16 protein-coding genes and 2 pseudogenes are annotated in these 17,162 nt (G+C 64.3%); 7 read left to right on the top strand and 11 right to left on the bottom strand.

The genetic code is table 11. The features are described from left to right. Window positions 1–353 precede the first annotated feature (353 nt). The 3 genes from ASD47_RS11230 to ASD47_RS11220 all read right to left on the bottom strand — a co-directional run bounded on the left by ASD47_RS11230 (window position 354) and on the right by ASD47_RS11220 (window position 3,081). Window positions 354–1,073: a SprT family zinc-dependent metalloprotease gene (locus ASD47_RS11230; protein ID WP_056755952.1), complete on the bottom strand. Its 720-nt coding sequence runs from the start codon at window positions 1,071–1,073 to the stop codon at window positions 354–356. A gap of 62 nt (window positions 1,074–1,135) precedes the next feature. Further along, window positions 1,136–2,389, bottom strand: a complete 1,254-nt coding sequence (locus ASD47_RS11225; protein ID WP_056755950.1) for a polyhydroxyalkanoate depolymerase — start codon at window positions 2,387–2,389, stop codon at window positions 1,136–1,138. A gap of 95 nt (window positions 2,390–2,484) precedes the next feature. Beyond that, the gene (locus tag ASD47_RS11220; RefSeq protein ID WP_056755947.1) at window positions 2,485–3,081 is read right to left on the bottom strand and encodes an SCO family protein; all 597 of its coding nucleotides are present in this window, start codon (window positions 3,079–3,081) and stop codon (window positions 2,485–2,487) included. Window positions 3,082–3,136: 55 nt separating this feature from the next. Here ASD47_RS11220 and ASD47_RS11215 point away from each other — a divergent pair, with 55 nt between their 5' ends. Together ASD47_RS11215 and spdR are read left to right on the top strand one after the other, a co-directional pair. After that, entirely contained in the window at window positions 3,137–4,546 is a 1,410-nt protein-coding gene (locus tag ASD47_RS11215) for an ActS/PrrB/RegB family redox-sensitive histidine kinase (RefSeq protein WP_056755945.1), read from the top strand. 88 nt (window positions 4,547–4,634) lie between these two features. Beyond that, window positions 4,635–5,192 (top strand): stationary phase response regulator transcription factor SpdR, encoded by a 558-nt coding sequence (gene spdR, locus ASD47_RS11210; RefSeq protein ID WP_056755943.1) that lies wholly within the window; start codon window positions 4,635–4,637, stop codon window positions 5,190–5,192. A gap of 3 nt (window positions 5,193–5,195) precedes the next feature. On the opposite strand, the pseudogene ASD47_RS11205 reads toward spdR, so the two are convergent. Then, window positions 5,196–5,837: pseudogene (locus ASD47_RS11205) on the bottom strand (ATP-binding protein); the annotation flags it as partial. A gap of 68 nt (window positions 5,838–5,905) precedes the next feature. On the opposite strand from ASD47_RS11205, the gene ASD47_RS11200 reads away from it, so the two are divergent. Further along, a complete protein-coding gene (locus ASD47_RS11200) occupies window positions 5,906–6,343 on the top strand; it encodes a hypothetical protein (protein ID WP_056755940.1) in 438 nt (145 codons plus the stop codon). 196 nt (window positions 6,344–6,539) lie between these two features. On the opposite strand, the gene ASD47_RS11195 is transcribed toward ASD47_RS11200, so the two are convergent. Both ASD47_RS11195 and ASD47_RS11190 read right to left on the bottom strand, forming a co-directional pair. Next, window positions 6,540–8,231 carry a recombinase family protein gene (locus ASD47_RS11195; protein WP_056755937.1) on the bottom strand — a complete coding sequence of 564 codons (1,692 nt, stop codon included), beginning with the start codon at window positions 8,229–8,231 and terminating at the stop codon, window positions 6,540–6,542. 130 nt (window positions 8,232–8,361) lie between these two features. Beyond that, complete coding sequence (locus tag ASD47_RS11190; protein ID WP_156402212.1) at window positions 8,362–8,904, bottom strand: hypothetical protein; 543 nt, start codon at window positions 8,902–8,904, stop codon at window positions 8,362–8,364. 111 nt (window positions 8,905–9,015) lie between these two features. On the opposite strand from ASD47_RS11190, the gene ASD47_RS11185 reads away from it, so the two are divergent. Then, entirely contained in the window at window positions 9,016–9,222 is a 207-nt protein-coding gene (locus ASD47_RS11185) for a helix-turn-helix domain-containing protein (RefSeq protein WP_056755929.1), read from the top strand. A gap of 35 nt (window positions 9,223–9,257) precedes the next feature. On the opposite strand, the gene ASD47_RS26115 is transcribed toward ASD47_RS11185, so the two are convergent. Beyond that, complete coding sequence (locus tag ASD47_RS26115; RefSeq protein WP_156402211.1) at window positions 9,258–10,448, bottom strand: Abi family protein; 1,191 nt, start codon at window positions 10,446–10,448, stop codon at window positions 9,258–9,260. Window positions 10,449–10,774: 326 nt separating this feature from the next. Between ASD47_RS26115 and ASD47_RS11180 the strand changes: the two genes are divergently transcribed. Together ASD47_RS11180 and ASD47_RS11175 are read left to right on the top strand one after the other, a co-directional pair. Next, window positions 10,775–11,869 carry an IS1595 family transposase gene (locus ASD47_RS11180; protein WP_056755925.1) on the top strand — a complete coding sequence of 365 codons (1,095 nt, stop codon included), beginning with the start codon at window positions 10,775–10,777 and terminating at the stop codon, window positions 11,867–11,869. Window positions 11,870–12,120: 251 nt separating this feature from the next. Next, the gene (locus ASD47_RS11175; protein ID WP_156402210.1) at window positions 12,121–12,315 is read left to right on the top strand and encodes a hypothetical protein; all 195 of its coding nucleotides are present in this window, start codon (window positions 12,121–12,123) and stop codon (window positions 12,313–12,315) included. A gap of 101 nt (window positions 12,316–12,416) precedes the next feature. Here the strand turns inward: ASD47_RS11175 and ASD47_RS11170 are convergent, their stop codons facing one another. From ASD47_RS11170 to ASD47_RS11155, 4 genes and pseudogenes are all read right to left on the bottom strand, one after another. After that, window positions 12,417–13,193 (bottom strand): hypothetical protein, encoded by a 777-nt coding sequence (locus tag ASD47_RS11170; RefSeq protein WP_056755920.1) that lies wholly within the window; start codon window positions 13,191–13,193, stop codon window positions 12,417–12,419. 393 nt (window positions 13,194–13,586) lie between these two features. Continuing rightward, window positions 13,587–14,534 (bottom strand): annotated as a pseudogene (locus ASD47_RS11165) (YifB family Mg chelatase-like AAA ATPase); the annotation flags it as partial. 130 nt (window positions 14,535–14,664) lie between these two features. Next, entirely contained in the window at window positions 14,665–15,612 is a 948-nt protein-coding gene (gene gshB, locus ASD47_RS11160; RefSeq protein ID WP_056755918.1) for a glutathione synthase, read from the bottom strand. Window positions 15,613–15,812: 200 nt separating this feature from the next. Then, a complete protein-coding gene (locus tag ASD47_RS11155; protein ID WP_056755916.1) occupies window positions 15,813–16,475 on the bottom strand; it encodes a hypothetical protein in 663 nt (220 codons plus the stop codon). Between the two features lie 242 nt (window positions 16,476–16,717). Between ASD47_RS11155 and ASD47_RS11150 the strand changes: the two genes are divergently transcribed. Beyond that, window positions 16,718–17,029, top strand: coding sequence for a hypothetical protein (locus tag ASD47_RS11150; protein ID WP_056755915.1), 312 nt, complete (start codon window positions 16,718–16,720; stop codon window positions 17,027–17,029). Window positions 17,030–17,162 lie beyond the last annotated feature (133 nt).

Here is a 17,162-nt window from a genome sequence, read left to right as displayed (position 1 = left end):
GCCCTCGCGCCACGTCGTTTTTGTGTTCCAGGCCCGACCGGCTCCAGAGACGCGAAGTTTGGTCCAAAAGGACCGCCGACGGAGCTTCCCGCTCGATCGCCCCCGCCGCCGCATCGGTCGCTGGCCATGCGCCCTTTCCCTGCAACGAGGTGGGATCAGGATAAGGGCGGTCTGGGAGGGTGAGGATCAATCGGGTCGAAAAAGTTCAAGGCGTTGAAATCGCTGGGGTTCATATCCGATACCCCGAGGATAAGCGCACGACTGGGGACACGCCCTTGCGGCGTGTCCCCAACCGCCTGACCCGTGCGAGACCTGGGGACACGCCGCAAGGGCGTGTCCCCGACAGGACGGCCCTAAGCCGAGATCGCGTGCAGTTCCGCGGCGTGGGCGCGCAGCCAGCGGCGGTGGGGGGCGGGGTCGCCGGCCAGTTGCTCGCAGAGCGCCCAGAAGCGCGGCCCGTGGTTGGCCTCGACCAGGTGGGCGCATTCGTGGGCCACGACATAGTCGGCCACCGCGAACGGGGCCAGGACCAGACGCCAGCTGTAGCGGATCGCCGCCGGGTGGCCGGGACGGGCCGGGCGGCATGAGCCCCAGCGGGCCTTGGGGTCGGCGATGGCCACCGACGGCATGGGACGGTTAAGGGCGGCGGCGTGGTGGGCGGTGCGCTCGGTCAGGCGGACCAGAGCCTCGCGCTTGGCCAGGCGGATGATCTTCAGCGACCAGGTGCTGTCGTCGGGGGCGACCAGGGCCTCGTCGGTCATCTTGGGCCGGCCGGGGCCGACCTCCAGCCGGTAGGGTCGGCCCAGCAACCGCAGGACCCCGCCGGGAGCGATGACCTGGCGGGTCGGCAGGGCGGCCAGCTGGCCGGCGATCCAGTCGGCCTTCTCATGGGCGAAGGCCACGGCTTCGGACAGCCGGCGCGGGGTGGGCGCCAGCGCCACGACCTCGGACTTGGCCCGGTCGACCCGCAGCGAGATCCGCCGCGCCCGGCCGTCGACCTTCAGCCGCACCGCGCAGCCGCGCACGTCCAGCCGGTCCCCATCGGCGTAGCGCTGCGGACTGAAGAGGTTCATGTCCCCTAGATCGCCCCTGGCCGGGAGTCGCGCAAGGTCCTCCCCCCTGCGGGGGCAGGGCGCTAGCCGAAGTTCGGGTCGCTCTTGAGGATGAAGTCGCGGACCCGGGGATAGATCTCCTCGCGGAACCGGCGGCCGTTGAACACCCCGTAGTGGCCGACGTCCGGCTGGACGTAGTCCTCCTTCAGGGTCTCGGGCAGGGACGAGCACAGGCCGTGGGCCGCCTGGGTCTGGCCGATGCCGGAGATGTCGTCGTTCTCGCCCTCGACCGTCATCAGGCCGATGTCGGTGATGGCCTGGGGATTCACCAGCCGGCCGCGATGGGTCAGCTCGCCCTTGGGCAGCAGGTGCTGCTGGAAGACGATGTCGATGGTCTGGAGGTAGAATTCCTCGGTCAGGTCCAGCACCGACAGGTACTCGTCGTAGAACTCCAGGTGCTTGTCGGCGCTGTCGCCGTCACCCTTCACCAGGTCCTGGAAGTAACGCTGGTGCGCCTGCTGGTGCTTCTCGGCGTTCATGCTCATGAAGCTGGCCAGCTGGACGAAGCCCGGATAGACGCGCCGGCCCATGCCTGGATAGGGCGGGGGCACGGTGTAGATCATGTTCGACTGGAACCAGGTGAACGGCTTTTCCTCGGCCAGTTGGTTGGTCACGGTCGGCGACAGGCGCGCGTCGATCGGCGAGCCCATGAAGGTCATGCTGGCCGGGCGCGAGGGATCGCCGTCCTCGGCCATCAGGGCCGCGGCGGCCAGGACCGGCGGGCCGGGCTGGCAGACGGCCACCACGTTGGGACGCGGCCCCAGGGCGGTCAGCATCTGGCGGATGTGATCGATATAGTCGTGGAAGTCGAAGCGGCCCTGCAGGACCGAGACCTCGCGGGCGTTGACCCAGTCGACGATGAACACCGCGTGGTCGGGCAGGAAAGCCTCGACCGTGCCGCGCAGCAGCGTCGCATAGTGGCCCGAGAGAGGCGCGACGATCAGCACCGCGGGATCCAGCTGGAATTTTCCGGCCCGGCGCATGTCGGCCATGTCGCGGTCGAACTGGATCAGCCGCGCCCACGGGCTTTCCCAGACGACCGTGGGGCGCACGCGCACGTCGACCTGGCCGATCTTGACGCTGTCGATGCGCCAGTCGGGCTTGCCGTAGCGGCGGGTGACGTTCGAGAACAGGTCGGCGCCGGCGTGGATGCGGCGGCCAAGATCGCTCTCGGCGGCTGGATTCAGGGGCGAGCCCCAGAAGTCACGGGCCGCGCGGGCCGCGAGGCGCAAGGGCGTGGAGGCGTAGAAACTGGCCTCGTGCAGGGCGTAGAGCATGGCGCATCCAGAATGTTGCGATGCAACATAACACGCTCGGGCGGGGGAAAGTACAGTCTTCCGGTAGCGGTACAGCGTCGCGGAAGCGCCAGGCGCTAGCTGCGCCCTTCCATGGCGTCCCGGATCTGCCGCGCGATCTCCTCGGGCGGCAGGTTGTAGGGGATCACTTTGACGAACCGACCCTTGGGATCCATCAGATAGACCGCCGTGGAATGGTCGACGCTGTAGTCGGGCCCGTCGCCGGCCTTCTTGTAATAGACCCGATAGGCCTTGGCGGCGGCCGCCGTCTGCTCGGGCGTGCCGGTCAGGCCGAGGATGGTCTTGGGCAGGGTGGGGCCCGACAGGAAGTCCTTGACCGCCTGCGGCTTGTCGCGGTCTGGATCGACCGAGATGAAGACGATCCTCAGGTCCTTGGCCTTGGGGCCCAGCTGGTCGCTGGCCGCGGCCAGGGCCTGCAGGGTGCCGGGGCAGACGTCCGGGCAGTAGGTGAAGCCGAAGAACACCGCGTTCCACTGGCCCTTCAGCGCCGCCTCGGTGGTCGGCTTGCCGTTCTGGTCGACCAGCTGGAACGGTCCGCCGACCAGGGACGGCGGCGGGGCCTTGTCGAGGACGCCCGTCCTGAGGATCAGCCCGCCCGCCACCAGCACCGCCAGCAGACCGGCCAAAATTGCAAGCAACCGATGACGCGGCATGGGCCTTGAACCTTTCGCTCTCGCCAGACGAGAATTTCTGGCCTTATGGTGCGACATGGCAGACGCGTCTCTCAAGAATGCGCCGCATAGTTCGCCTCGGTCGGGGCTCGATAGGCCTGACGTCGAGGCGGCGCAAGACGAGGACTGGTCCTGGGCGGGGCCAGGACTGCGTCGTGGACGCCTGAGGGTTCGCACCCTGATCACCCAGCGTTGGCTAATGGTGATCGGCCAGACCACCGCCGTCCTGGTCGCCGGCCTGGTCCTGGACCTGAAGGTGCCTTTCGCTCTGTGCTTTTCCCTGATCGCCCTGTCGGCCTGGCTGAACGTGCTGATCGGCCTGGCGTTCGGCGGCCAGCGGATGGCCCGCGAGGGCGAGGCCACGGCCCAGATCGCCTTCGACACCCTGCAGCTGGCGGGGATGCTTTACCTGACCGGCGGGATCGTCAATCCGTTCTCCCTGCTGCTGATCGCCCCCGTCACCCTGGCCGCCGCCACCCTGCCGGCCCGGTTCGCGGTGACGATCGGGGCCCTGGCGGTGGCCGCCTGCCTGGTGCTGACCTTCTTCTTCCTGCCCGTGCCCTACCCGCCGTCGGCGGGGCCGGGGCCCACGCCCGGCGGCCTGACCCTGATGACCATCGTGCTGGCGCGGATCCTGGGCATCGCCCTGACCGGGGCCTATGCCTGGCAGGCGGCGACCGAATCGGCGCGGATGGAGCTGGCGCTGAACGTCACCGAGACGGTGCTGGCCCGCGAGCAGCGGCTCTCGGCCCTGGGCGCCCTGGCCGCCGCCGCCGCCCACGAGCTGGGCACGCCCCTGGCCACCATCTCGGTCGTGGCCCGCGAGATGGTCCGCAACGCCCCGGACGAGCAGACCCGCGAGGACGCCGAGCTGATGATCGGCCAGGCCGCGCGCTGCCGCGAGATCCTGGCCCGGCTGACCGAGATGCCCGAGGCCAAGGACGCCGTGCACGAGCGCATCAGCCTCACCCAGCTGGTGCACGAGGTGATCGAGCCGCACATGATCCACGGCATCCGGGTCGAGGCGGTGGTCAACGGCCCGCCGGGCGATTCGGCCCCCGACATCTGGCGGCGCGCCGAGATCCTCCACGCCCTGACGACCATCGTCGAGAACGCCGTCGATTTCGCCCGGGCCGAGGTCATCGTCGTGGCCCGCTTCGACGCCCGGGCGGTGGTGATCGAGGTGCGTGACGACGGGCCGGGCTTCTCGCCCGAGATCCTGGCCAAGCTGGGCGAGCCCTATGTGACGTCCCGTCCGGGGGCGGAGGGCTCGCGGACCGGCCACATCGGCATGGGCCTGGGCTTCTTCATCGCCAAGACGCTGCTGGAACGAACCGGGGCGAGCGTGGATTTCAAGAACGGACGGCGCGGCGGCGCGGTGGTCGCCGCGCGCTGGCCGAGGTCGGCGCTGGAGGCGCCGGCGATCATCGGAGCGAGCGAGCTGTAATGAAACACTTGCGACACTCGCGAATTGGGCAACAAGATGGCTCGCTCGTGGCCTGGTTGAGTGTCGGCGTTGGGAGGCGCTGAAGTTCATGGCGGATATCGGTGAAATGGTCGCGGCCCTGCCCGACAAGTCCCTGCTGCTTCTCGACGACGACGCGCCCTTGCGGACGCGGCTGGGTCGCGCGCTGGAACAGCGCGGGTTCGCGGTGACGCTCTGCGCCTCGGTCGCCGAGGCGATGAGCGCCCTGCGAAATCAGGCGCCGGCCCACGCCGTGCTCGACATGCGGCTGGAGGACGGCACGGGGCTGAAGGTGGTCGAGGCCGTGCGCGACGTGCGGCCGGACGCCAAGGTCATCATGCTGACCGGCTACGGCAACATCGCCACCGCCGTCGCGGCCGTGAAGGCCGGGGTGATCGACTACCTGTCCAAGCCGGCCGACGCCGACGACGTGGCCCGCGCCCTGCTGGCCGCCAAGGACGCCGCCCCGGCCCCGCCGGAAAACCCGATGAGCGCCGACCGCGTACGCTGGGAGCACATCCAGCGGGTCTACGAGATGTGCGGCCACAACGTGTCGGAGACCGCCCGGCGGCTGAACATGCACCGGCGGACCCTGCAGCGGATCCTGGCCAAGCGGGCGCCGCGGTAAGTCCTAGACCACCCCCTCGCCCGCCGCCGCGCCCAGGGCGCTGGTGCGCCGGTGGGCCAGGGCCTCGGCCACGTGCACGCGGCGCACGCCGGCCGCGCCCTCCAGGTCGGCGATGGTGCGGGCCAGGCGCAGCACGCGGGTCCAGCCGCGGGCGCTGATCTGGCCGGCCTCTGCGGCCCGGGCCAGCAGGCCGCGTCCGGCCTCGTCCAGGTCGGCGATCCGCTCCAGATAGCGCCCCTCGGCCCGGCCGTTCAGCGCCTCGGCGCCCATCGGCGCGTTCGGGATCGCCTCGGCCCGCTCCAGCTGCAGCCGCCGGGCCCGGGCGACCCGGGCGGCGGCCTCGGCCGTGCCCTCGGACGGCGGCGGCAGGGCCAGGTCCGCGGCGGTGACGGCGGGCATGTCGACGGCCAGGTCGATGCGGTCCATCAGCGGCCCGCTGACCCGGCCCTGGTAGTCGCGCAGGCAGCGCGGGGCCTTGCCGCACGCCCCGCGCCCGGCCCCGCCGTGGCCGCAGCGGCAGGGGTTCATCGCCGCCACCAGCTGCACCCGGGCCGGATAGCGCACATGGGCGTTGGCCCGCGCCACCATCACCTCGCCGGTTTCCAGCGGCCCCCGAAGGCTGTCCAGCGCCTGGACGCCGAATTCCGCTCTTATGGCGGAAACACACCTAGCCGCCTGAGACGCAAGTTATTGTTCTTGCTACGTTCTTCCTCATGGAAAACAAGCCTGAACGCCCCAACACCGTCGCCGGTCTCCTTGAGAAGCGCGCCCAATTGGCGGGCATAATCAAGTTCCACCGCGCCGAGCTGCGGAAGGTCATTTGCGACCTCGATCATATCGACGCGACGATCCGCATGTTCGACGCGAAGGCCGACATCAACCGCGTCGCTCGCTATCCGACCAAGCACCGCGCCACCAAGGGACAGGCGTCGGTCTTCGTTCTGCGGATGCTGAAGGCGGCGGATCGCCCCCTGACCTCGCTTGAAATCGTCCAGGCGCAGATCAAGGCGCGCGGGCTGAAGGCGGATGAAGAGACGATCGTCCTGATGCGGAAACGCGTTGGTGCCACGCTGACCGCCCAACAGTCTCTCGGGTTCGTGCGGTCGATCCCGATGGAAGGCCGCTACAAGGGCTGGGAGTTGGTGCGATGACCCCGTCCAGCAATGGACCGCTGCGCTTCACCCGTGGGCGCCACACCTACATTGTCGCGCCGGCTTACGACGGCGACGGTTACATTGGACTGAGGGATGGGCGGATCGTCGCTCGGGCTCAGGAACGAGCGCTGGTCACGCGGGCGTTGATTTCGGATCGATACCTAGGCGGGTCTCGGCAAGCTTCGGCCTGCGTTTAATAAACCCGTGACGTCACCCTGTAATCGGCCTGCGACGGGACTGCCTGTCCGTTCCTCTTGAGCGCCATCGCCTGCTGTACGCGGGCCTCCCGGCTCCAGGCGTTGGCGCGGCTTTTCCTGATGCCAGCCTGCCTATACGCCTCGGTTAGTGAGGCAAATCGATGAATGAATAAAGCGGGCGGCGGCGTTTCGGCGTCGGCGCGGATCAGGCGCTCAGTGACATAGCCATAGCTGTCATGCAGCCGCCGCAGGCAGTCGAGCAACTGGTCATTGGAATAGAGGCCATCAAGCGTTGGCCATTTGGGGACCGTCACCTTCCGCCTCACACCCGCGCGCCTAACTTTGCCGAGTTCAACGCCACGCCGCTTGAAGTCGATGTATTCGTAGGGAATGCCCGCTAACCGGTAAGCGTTGGTGAGCTTGCCGAAGTGGTACCGATAAAGGGTCGTGTTCGGCAATGAAGGGTCGCCGTTAAGGATCGCCTCGCTGACATGCCCCTCTCGCTCGTAGATGGTCCGCAATATCCCGAGCATCTCTTCCTTGGTCCTTGGCCGCTCTTCCTTTGGTGGCCGATACCAGCGATTGCGGTAGCCGAGATGGTCGTAGACGGCCTGAAGCGATCCGAACTGCCGACGCAGGGTCTGCGTGCTCGGAGTGTACGGACAACGGTCAATTAGTTCATTCGTTAGATAGCCCTTGGCCTTGAGAAGGCGTGCCACGGCGGCGATGGCTTCCTCTGAAGGTACGCGGCGCCGACAAATGCGCATACGCCGCGCCGCGTTCTCGAACAGCGTGCGGCTGATTACCGGCTCCAATACTTTCGTTCGAATCCAGGTCTGGGGTGGGTTTGCCTGTCGCGGCCCTTTGAGCGGTTGGCTCGTGCGGTTGAACACGTAGATGCCGACTAAAAGCTCGTTAGACAGGATGTTGCGCACACGCAGCGCGCTCCAGCGCGTGCCATCCGCCGGCGGGATGCCTTTCGCATCGAGCCGCCTAGCAATAGCAACCATGCTCATGCAGTCGGTGCCATACCAGCGGAAGATGTCGCGGATGACGGCGATCTCCTCGTCCGCGCCGATTGCCCAGACGACACGTTGGTTGTTGAGCGCTTTCGTCTGGCCGCGCTCCAGTTTCTGTACGGGACGGTCATGTTCATCGACCAGGACACGCTCGAACCCGTACCGACGGTGTCCACCCAGCTTGTGGCCGATCTTCGCCTGAAGAAGTTGAGCGAATAACACCTTGTGGGAAAGCTCTCGGCTGAACTCAGCCGCCTGGAAGCGCTTGAACTGCTTGAGCAGGGCGTTGAGAGGAGAGCCGTCATTGTCGAACAGCTCGGCGCAATAGATGACGGGAACGCCGGCCGAATAGCAGATGAACTCGTAATGGCCGCTTTCGTCCAAGTTCTGGAAACGGCCCCAGCGGCTCACGTCCAGGACAATGAGCCGCTGAAACGGCCTGTCCGGCTTCAATACGTCGGCGAGCAGCGCCTGGAGACCTGGCCTCTCCCGAAGCGTCAGGCCGCTCTCGCCGGGATCGGTGTAAGTCCTGACGATCTTATAGCCATGCTCGGCGGCATATGCGGCAATCGCGCGCGCCTGATTACGGATTGAATAGCGCTGATGATCCTTTGACATCCGCAGGTACTGCGCAGCCGGGATCAAAGCGGGCGTGAAGCTATCGGGCATAGTGAACCTCCGCAGGTCCCCCCTCGCCAGATTACCAGCGGGCCGCGACTCTCAACAGGACTCCAAAAGGTGGACTTCTCCAGAATATGTCATTCTACGTCCTATTTGGCGCAGACAGACGAATGTGTGACTACACCTGCACAGGAAACAGCTTCTTGCCGTCCAGGCAAACCTCCTGGAATACGCCCTCAAAAATCCCATCCTGCGGCGTCAGCACGGTCGAGCCGATTGCGACAAACGGCGTATAGCCGACGTAGCCCCCGAAGCCGTTTTTCGCATTGACGGTTCCGCACGCGAACACGCCTTCGGGCGCCTCGGCGAGCTTGCCGCGCACGGCCCAGACATCCTTGAAGAGCGCACTGTCGGGATCGGCGAGGCTGGAACGGACGGACTCGATCGCGTTCTTCGCCGACGCGTAGGCCTGGGCCTCCTCTTGCTCGGTTTTGGCCTTCTCCGCGCGAGCCTCTTCGTCCTCAGCCGCTTTTGCTTTCATCGCGGCATCTTCCTGCGCGCGCTGCACCTGCTGCTGCGCCTGTGCGGCGGCATATTGCTTCGGCGCTGTGGCGGCCTGGAACCGATCGACAGCGTAGACGCCGGCGCAGGCGATCACCGCCAGGAAGATCACCCCGCCAGCGGCTGCGCTCACCCAATCCGATTCTCCCGCGCTCGCCATGTCGATCCCCTATCGTGAGTTGAGATCGGGTCTATCTTGCTCATTTATAGGTAAACAAAATAGGCAGAATGGCTCCTGGAGCCAAACTGCCTATCGCCGCCACATTCCGGGATGGATTGGGCGGCGATTGTTGGTGCGAATATTCGCCGACTGCGGAAGGCGAAGGGCCTGACGCAGGAGCAGCTCGCCCATGAATCGGGGGTGGCGATGCGGTATGTCGCCGGCGTCGAGCGCGGCGAGGAAAATCCGTCGCTCAAGTTCTTGGTGAAGATTTCTGAGGCGTTGGGCGCTGAGCCTGGAGTATTGTTGCTGCGTTGATGGCTTCCATTACTAACTAACTACGTAACAATATTTTATCTATATCGAATTGATGGCTTTTCGATAATGCCTATTATTTTTCCTCGCGCGTCACTGATAATTGCGTGCGAAGGCCTCTTTGATCTATTCGCGCCCAATGGATAAAACATCGACGCTATGTCTCCTGTTGTAATATCATTTAAAGCCAGAATAATATTCTTATGCCAATGATCCGATATATCATCAATTTTGATTGAATTTAAGTCAACGTAGCCATCTGCCTTTTTAGACTCACTTGCTATTCCGTTTAATACCGACGACGAGTCTATTATATAATATTTTCCGCCATCATCTATTATGGCCGCGCTAGGCCTCTTATTAGCAATGCGGTCGATGATGGATGTGGCGAGTTCGCCTCGAACCGCAATAACGGGTTCTTCGAAAGTTACTGCTGAAAGTGATAGCCCTGGAAGACTCGGCGTTTTGGTTGGCGGGGATCGCAATATACTGTGTACCGTTGAGTTTCTCTGGACCCACTTTCTAGTCTCTTTAGAGCTCATGTTTACAAGCTCTAAGCATTTTTCAAAATCAAGATTTAAGTCAACTTCGTTCCAAATTGGTTCGTGATGCGCTATTCGGTTTCTAAGTGCGTTAACACGTCTAGTACGGTTTTGGATATACCTCCAGTCATAGGGCGATTCCATATTGGGAAAGCACTTCCTTATAAAAGTAATGTCTTCCCATGTACTCTTATAATCGACGCGGAAAAGGTTTGACCAGAAATCGAACGTGAGTGTAGCGACAATTTCATCCGGAGACGGAGTTAGCTTTCCACCTTCAGCCAGACGACTTAACGCCTTCAAGCGCGCATCTTCAGATTTCTGGGTCAGAAATCCCTGCGGCGGAGCCTTGATCCAGTCCTCGCTTCCGAAGCGGCTGGAAAGGGCGTTGTGAACAGAGTTCCGAACAGTTATTTCGACTACTTGAAGTGGAAATAGGAACGCCTTCGCGATACGCGCATTCCACAAATATCTCTGGAGTGCATATGTAAGATCGTTGGACGACGCTGCGAGGTACGGCGCGAGTCGGGCCTGTGATAGAGACGCTTCTAGGGCGGTGAGTAGAGCGGCGTCGTACGGGATTTTATCTTGACATTCAGCCATCGCTACCGTAATTATTCCTTCACTAGCAGCCGTAATGGCAGGGTCTCGGGACAGGTGCAGGATTGCGCCGCTTCCGAGACCCAAAGCTAACCCCACAAATTTGCCTTAGTCGATCCCTGGTTTAGCTGGGAGCGTAAACGCATGGGCATGGCGATCTAGCCGTAGGGGAAAGCGTCTCGGCAATTCCTCCACTACATCCCCCAAATGTGGCCCGACCCTCGCTACATCAACTCCGGACGTCTCGTTTTGAAACGCAACGAGCTGTCCATGCACGGGTGGTTTGGGGAGTCATGAAAAGCGAAGCCGAACAGCGAAAACGTCCCTGAATCAACCGTTTGAGTCACTAAAAGCGGGCGCATCTCCTGCACTGCCCCCGGCGTCGCCACATCCGGCGACGCTGGAGATGTGGCGTGTCAGGCGCGAGCCCGCACAAGGCAGAGGGATCGAAGAGGAGTGGTCAGCACTTCCTCCTATCCGCTGCTGCGCGGACGTTAAGCGTCGTCGAGGTCGCTCGCCTGAGCGACGACGAAGCTTATGCCGCGTTCAAGGCGGTCCGCTTTGCGGACAACGGAGGAGAGCCGTTCTGCCCCCATTGTGGGTGTGACGCGATCTACGAGTACCGCGTGCGGCGCCTGTTCAAATGCAAGGCCTGCGAACGTCAGTTCACCGTCACCTCGGGCACTACCTTCCGGAGCCGGAAGATGTCGTTCCAGGACATCCTCGCCGCGATCCTGTTGTTCGTGAACGGCGTGAACGGTAACCCCGCTCTTCGCCTCAGCCGCGATCTCAACTGCGCCTATAAGACCGCGTTTGTGCTTCTGCATAAGCTCCGCCGCGCGATGGCGGCGACGCAGGCCGCGCACACCCTCACAGGAGTGGTGGAGATCGACGGCGTCTACATCGGTGGGTACGTCAGGCCGGCGAATATGAAGGCCGATCGCGCCGACGGGCGGAAAGAGTACAATCGTAAACGACGCTCGATCGTCACCATGCGGGAGCGCCGCGCTGGCGGCCGATCGCGCGCAGTCGTCGTGAAGGACGAAAAGGCCGCCATCCCCGCGATCATGGAGATTGTCCACCCGAGCGCGCATGTGGTGACGGACGACCAGACTTCCTACAATCGCTTCTTCATCCCGTTTGCAGATCATTCGTCCGTGAATCACTCCAAGGGCCTCAGCATCCTGGGCGTGCATATCAACGGCGTCGAGGCGCAGCACTCCCGCATCCGCAGGGCTGAACGCGGTGTCTATCTCCAACTCAACGCCGCGCACGCTCAGCGCTATGCCGACGAGATGTCCTGGAGGGATGACCATCGTCTCGTCAGCAACGGTCAGCAGTACCGGACCGTGCTCGCGTGGGCGACCGCTCTGCGCCCCGACGCGGAACTGGTCGGGTATTGGGGGGAAGCGGCCGGCTTGGCTTCTCCAGGTCGGGATGCGACGCGAGCTAAAGGAGCTGACGCGGCGCAAGAGAGCGCGTCGACAGGCCGCCAAACTCGCACGTGAGCGGTCCACCTAATCGGGCGCCCCTCGTCGCTTTCGATCTGTCCATCATCAAGGAGCCGCTTGAATGACGCGGTGAGGGCGCTCGCTAGCTTGGCGATCAGCCGATTGTCGCCAGGACGTATGCCGAATTGAGGCGCGATCTCACGGGCTAGCTCGTGCGCGGTTCGCGGCGCCTTCGCCATCTTCAGCGCCTTGTACGCCGCTTGGGTCTGGCCGACACGGCGCCGACGCCTCGGTTTTAGCGGTGTGAGATGATGGGGCGTCCACATCGCGTCGAATTCGACGCGAATCTGCAAACTGATCTGATCCATCTTGAACCGCAGCGCCGACTTGCGCGCGCTGATCTCCCGATCCGCAGCGTCGACCGCCGCCAATCCCACTATCGGCTCGATCGCGAGTTCGGCGATCTCGTATTCGCCCAGGAGGCGGGCATACTCGCGCTCTAGCGCGGTCAGGATTCTCGGGTTTCCCATTCTGCCAAGACATCATCGTCCGCTGAACGGGTGGTCACCAGACGTGGCTAAGGCAGGTTAGGCAGAAAGCCCCATCAACCGACGCTCAGCAGAACTTTGTTTGCCTGAAGAAAGCGGATGACTGTGTCGACCTCATCCTCCGTTTGAAGAACGGCGCTGACCGAAATGGAGCCCACCGTCACCTGCACCTTCAGCCGTTCGCTGAGAGGAGTGGGACCCGTGGGGGCCGGCATAGCCTGTGAAGATGCGGCGGCAACGACAACTCGCGCCGGCGTCGCGTCAGGCTCCTCCGAGACCTCAATTTCAGATGGGTCGGAATCAGTCGTATCGATCAGAGACGCTTTGCCTGACTCTCGGCCCCTCAGGTGAGCAAAGGAGGCCGTTTCCTTGAACGCCTTTAGAAAGGCATAGGCGGCAGGCTGATTAAACCCGCGATCAAGCTCTAGCTCGCTGAGACAGTGGTTATCGCTCGGGGGATCATTGATCCAATGGGCATACTCTTTAAACAGGCGAGGCTTCATAGCTGCCTCCTGGCGAGCGGCCTCCCGCGCCCCTTCTCGCTGGTCGGCTACAAGGCGTCGCCCCAACTCCGTAAGCTGTACCTTTCGATCTTCCCCGATACCGAAATCCTCCAGAAGACCGTACTGCTTCAGCGCGCCGACTGTCTGCTGAAGGCCGCTACTCTTCGCGCCATAGCTCCAAGTCGGTGCCACGGCGGCAATCCGAGCCGCTTCCTTGCGGTGCTTCTCCCAGAACTGATTTGCGCGCTCTTCCGCTTTGCGGAGGGAGATGAAGGGATAGGTCGGGCTTCGCTCGAACTTCCCTTTGGTTTCTGGCGCGGCGTCGGTCATCGAGATTCCTCAATTTGGACCCTTATGTCAGCCTCGGAGACAAAATGCAAGAGTGAGGAGAGTTCGAAGAGTGCGGAGAGTTAGTTCTTCAATTTCAGTTTCTTTGAAGAGGCGGTTGCGGAATCGGTCTCAGAGCGCTATCGAGAGTCACCGGCACAGGGCTGGCGAAAGGAGACGTTATGCTCAGGAGAGTCCCCCTAGCCGACGTCACGCTCGCGGACGCGGTACGGGAATGAGAAAGGCCGCCAAGCCCTGGCAGGGGCCGGCGGCCTTAATGTGAGCCAAGAACTTTTATGAGGTCCGACTGGCGGTCGTGCGTTTAGCACGGCCGCCTTCTTTTTTGAACCAATCGAAACGGTCTTCGCGCGAAAATACCCCCGGACCCCCGATTCAAGGGGCTAGGTGTGTTTCCGCCATAAGAGCGCCGAATTCGGGCAGTTCATCCAGGAACAGCACGCCGTTGTGGGCCAGCGACACCTCCCCCGGCCTGGCCTTCAGCCCGCCGCCGGTCAGGGCGGCCATCGAGGCGCTGTGGTGCGGGGCGCGGTAGGGCCGGGCCCGGGTCAGGGTGCCCTTGGCGATCAGCCCCGCCACCGAATGGACCATCGAGGTCTCCAGCAGCTCGTGCGAGCTCAGGGGCGGCAGCAGTCCGGGCAGGCGCTGGGCCAGCATCGACTTGCCCGAGCCGGGCGGTCCGCAGAACAGCAGGTTGTGCGAACCGGCGGCGGCGATCTCCAGCGCCCGCTTGGCGTGCTCCTGGCCCTTGACGTCGCGCAGGTCCTTGGCCGCCTCGCCCTCGATCACCGGGCCCGGCGACGGGGCCGACAGCAGCTGGCCGCCCCGGAAGTGGTTGATCAGCGCCACCAGCGAGCGCGGCGCCAGGATCCGCGTGCCGCCCGCCCAGGCCGCCTCCGGCCCGCAGGCCTCGGGGCAGATCAGGCCCAGGTCCATGGCCCCGGCCGCCATGGCCGCCGGCAGGGCCCCGGCGCAGGCCGCGATCCGTCCGTCCAAGGACAGTTCACCCATCGCCGCCCAGCCGTCCAGGGCGTCGATCGGGATCACGCCCATGGCCGCCATCACCGCCAGGGCGATCGGCAGGTCGTAGTGCGAGCCCTCTTTCGGGAGGTCGGCCGGGGCCAGGTTGGCGACGATGCGCTTGGGCGGCAGGGCCAGGCCCAGGCCGGCGAACGCGCCGCGCACCCGTTCCTTGCTCTCGGCCACGGCCTTGTCGCCCAGGCCGACGATGACCATGACCTGGGCGCCGCCCGTCAGCTGCACCTCGACGTCGACGCGGCGCGCTTCCACGCCTTCGAACGCAACCGTCACGACCCTTGCCGCCATTGGCTTTCCCGTCCCGTTGCCCACCGTTTTATCCACAAGCCAATCATGGCCGTTGGAGCGGAGCAAGAACGAAAAACGAACGTTTCAGGAAAGTGTGACGATTCAGTCGTCTATACGACATTCCTAATCCTCAGGTGGAGCTCAGCTCGGCGATCCGATCCCAGAGGATCGCGGCGGCGTCGGCGCCGCCGAACCGCTTGAGCTGCTGGGCGCCGGTCGGCGAGGTGACGTTGATCTCGGTCAGGTATTCTCCGATCACGTCGATGCCGACGAACAGCAGGCCGCGCTTCTTCAGTTCCGGGCCGATGATCGCGCAGAGCTCGAGGTCGCGCGGGGTCAGCTCCACCGCCTCGGCCCGGCCGCCGACGCGGAGGTTGGACCGCACCTGGCCGGCGGCCGGCACGCGGTTGACCGCGCCGACCGGCTCGCCGTGCACCAGCAGGATGCGCTTGTCGCCCTTGCTGACGGCCGGGACGAACTTCTGGGCGATCACCTGCTCGCGGCCGATCATGGCGTGAAGTTCCAGCAGGGCGTCCAGGTTGGGGTCGTCGGCCAGCAGCCGCGCCACGCCCGACCCGCCGCCGCCGTACAGCGGCTTGAGCACGATGTCGCCGTGCCGGGCGCGGAAGTCGTAGATCGCCTGGTGGTCACTGGTGATCAGGGTCGGCGGCTGGACGCCGGGAAAGTCGGTGACGAACAGCTTCTCCGGGGCGTTGCGCACCTCGGCCGGATTGTTGACCACCAGGGTGTGCGGATGGACCTTCTCCAGGAAGTGGGTGGCGGTGATGTAGGCCATGTCGAACGGCGGATCCTGGCGCATCAGCACCACGTCGACGTCGTCCTTCATGTCCAGGATCACGGTCTCGCCCAGCTGCGCATGGGCGCCCTGGGTCTTGGTCAGGGTCAACGGCTGGGCGCGGGCGAACACCCGGCCGTCCTCCATCGACAGCTTGTCGGGGGTGTAGAACCACAGCCGGTGACCGCGCTGCTGGGCCTCCCACATCATCAGGAAGGTGGTGTCGGTTTCGATGTTGATCCCCAGAACGGGATCCATCTGGACGGCGACTCTCAGCGACATGACGACTCCGGTGTGGCTTGGGCCGAGCGTACAAGCTCCCGCCCGGCGACTGCCTAGTTAAGGCGGCGGGCGGGCGAATGCGAGGGGTGACTTCTCTGTCGAGGCGCGTCCGAGACAGGTGTACGGGCAGGCCAAGGCCGCGATCCGGCGTCCGCTTTCCAGCGCCAAGCTTTCGTGATGTCGCGCCCCGTTGCGGGCGATCAAAGCGTCCGGTTCCCGGGAACCGGCACGCCGTATTGAGAGCGCTCCTGCGCGCCGCGCCAAAAGAACGGTCTGGGCAGGATGGCTGCGCCGACCTTGAGCGCCTTGTCAGCGGCCCTCCGGAGCATCTCGTCGGAGACCCTACCGGCCAAGGCGGCGGCAAGGTCGGCATCTCTCCCAAGCAGAAGCTGGACGACGCTTCGGAAATTGCGCCTTTGCCGCCAGTTCAGCACAGGCTCGGAGGCGATCACCAGCTCGTCCAGGACTGGCGCCCAAAGCGCCTTTTCGTACGGAAGCGTAGCCTGGAAGAGCAAGATCAGCGCCTCCGACCGGCCGCCTAGGTTTTCGATTCCGCGCGCGAGCGGAAGCGTTCGCCGGGCGATGGTGGTCGCCGGCGCGCCTCTTTCCAGCAAGGCGCGGACCGGCCATGCGCTGACGGCGACCGTCTGATACGGGTCGCTCGCCTGCGCGGCGACTTCAGCTGCCTCCTGAAGGATCTCTATGAATTTCGCGTCCGGCCAGTATCGCCCCACCCACGACAGGGACTGGCATCTGGACCACGGGTCCGGGATATGCCGCGCTATCTTCAAGGCCTGAGCCGGCTCGGTCTCACACAGGCGCTGCGCTCGGTCGCGCATCTGGCTGGGGGGCGAGGCGGTCATCGACGGTCCGGAGCGATTCAATCGGCGGTTACGGGCGAGACTGCTAATCGCAAGCTTAAGGTCCGGTTTCCGCCCGACTCTTTAGACCGCCAGCCACCCTGAAGACCTTCTCCCGGTCCGCTCGCCGGCATGCGCCCAAGGTCCGGCTTCAGGCGCGGCTCTTATTTCAGCCCCCGGCCCTTGTCGCATTCTCCGACGCTGTGTGATGTGGTCGCAATCCATCAACGACCCCAGCTGACGTTATGACGATCGACGACTGGTACGCTCACGACGCATTGATTGAGGAGATTGTGATCGATGTCCTCAATCGTACCGTGTCGATCCGAGGCTCGTCATACGCGGGACCAGAAGCGCCCGCCCGGAACCGCTTCACACTCCTGTTCGTGGACGTCAATACAGTGACCACGGCCGTAGATATGGTCGAGCTGACAGCGAACACCTTTGCGGGTCATCTCAACCATGCGAAACTCGCGCATGGCCCCGGGACGTCACATCTCTATCTGGTGGAGGGCCATATGTCTGTGACCTCGCTGAGCGCGCCGCGCTTCATGTAAACTGGCAGGCTAGAGGTCCGCCATCTACCCAAGTCGAACGTTGGAACTTCGAACCAGGGCCGCCAGCTTCGCACATGGGAACGCGCGGGCGAGTATCCGGAGCTTTCTAATGCCAGAAAAGCCGCCATTGCCT

The organism is Caulobacter sp. Root1472 (assembly GCF_001426985.1).
Classification (GTDB): Bacteria; Pseudomonadota; Alphaproteobacteria; order Caulobacterales; family Caulobacteraceae; genus Caulobacter; species Caulobacter rhizosphaerae.
The sequence above is the reverse complement of the archived record's forward strand: the minus strand, read 5'-3'. Positions and strand labels throughout refer to the sequence as shown.

Bases quoted from the DNA above. Each gene is read 5' to 3' on its own strand.
- ASD47_RS11215 (WP_056755945.1), top strand. From the start codon at position 3,137: ATGGCAGACGCGTCTCTCAAGAATGCGCCGCATAGTTCGCCTCGGTCG.
- ASD47_RS11220 (WP_056755947.1), bottom strand. From the start codon at position 3,081: ATGCCGCGTCATCGGTTGCTTGCAATTTTGGCCGGTCTGCTGGCGGTG.
- ASD47_RS11230 (WP_056755952.1), bottom strand. From the start codon at position 1,073: ATGAACCTCTTCAGTCCGCAGCGCTACGCCGATGGGGACCGGCTGGAC.
- ASD47_RS11155 (WP_056755916.1), bottom strand. From the start codon at position 16,475: ATGACCGCCTCGCCCCCCAGCCAGATGCGCGACCGAGCGCAGCGCCTG.
- ASD47_RS11225 (WP_056755950.1), bottom strand. From the start codon at position 2,389: ATGCTCTACGCCCTGCACGAGGCCAGTTTCTACGCCTCCACGCCCTTG.
- ASD47_RS11150 (WP_056755915.1), top strand. From the start codon at position 16,718: ATGACGATCGACGACTGGTACGCTCACGACGCATTGATTGAGGAGATT.
- ASD47_RS11175 (WP_156402210.1), top strand. From the start codon at position 12,121: ATGATGGGGCGTCCACATCGCGTCGAATTCGACGCGAATCTGCAAACT.
- ASD47_RS11195 (WP_056755937.1), bottom strand. From the start codon at position 8,231: ATGCCCGATAGCTTCACGCCCGCTTTGATCCCGGCTGCGCAGTACCTG.
- ASD47_RS11170 (WP_056755920.1), bottom strand. From the start codon at position 13,193: ATGACCGACGCCGCGCCAGAAACCAAAGGGAAGTTCGAGCGAAGCCCG.
- spdR (WP_056755943.1), top strand. From the start codon at position 4,635: ATGGCGGATATCGGTGAAATGGTCGCGGCCCTGCCCGACAAGTCCCTG.
- ASD47_RS11200 (WP_056755940.1), top strand. From the start codon at position 5,906: ATGGAAAACAAGCCTGAACGCCCCAACACCGTCGCCGGTCTCCTTGAG.
- gshB (WP_056755918.1), bottom strand. From the start codon at position 15,612: ATGTCGCTGAGAGTCGCCGTCCAGATGGATCCCGTTCTGGGGATCAAC.
- ASD47_RS11190 (WP_156402212.1), bottom strand. From the start codon at position 8,904: ATGGCGAGCGCGGGAGAATCGGATTGGGTGAGCGCAGCCGCTGGCGGG.
- ASD47_RS11185 (WP_056755929.1), top strand. From the start codon at position 9,016: ATGGATTGGGCGGCGATTGTTGGTGCGAATATTCGCCGACTGCGGAAG.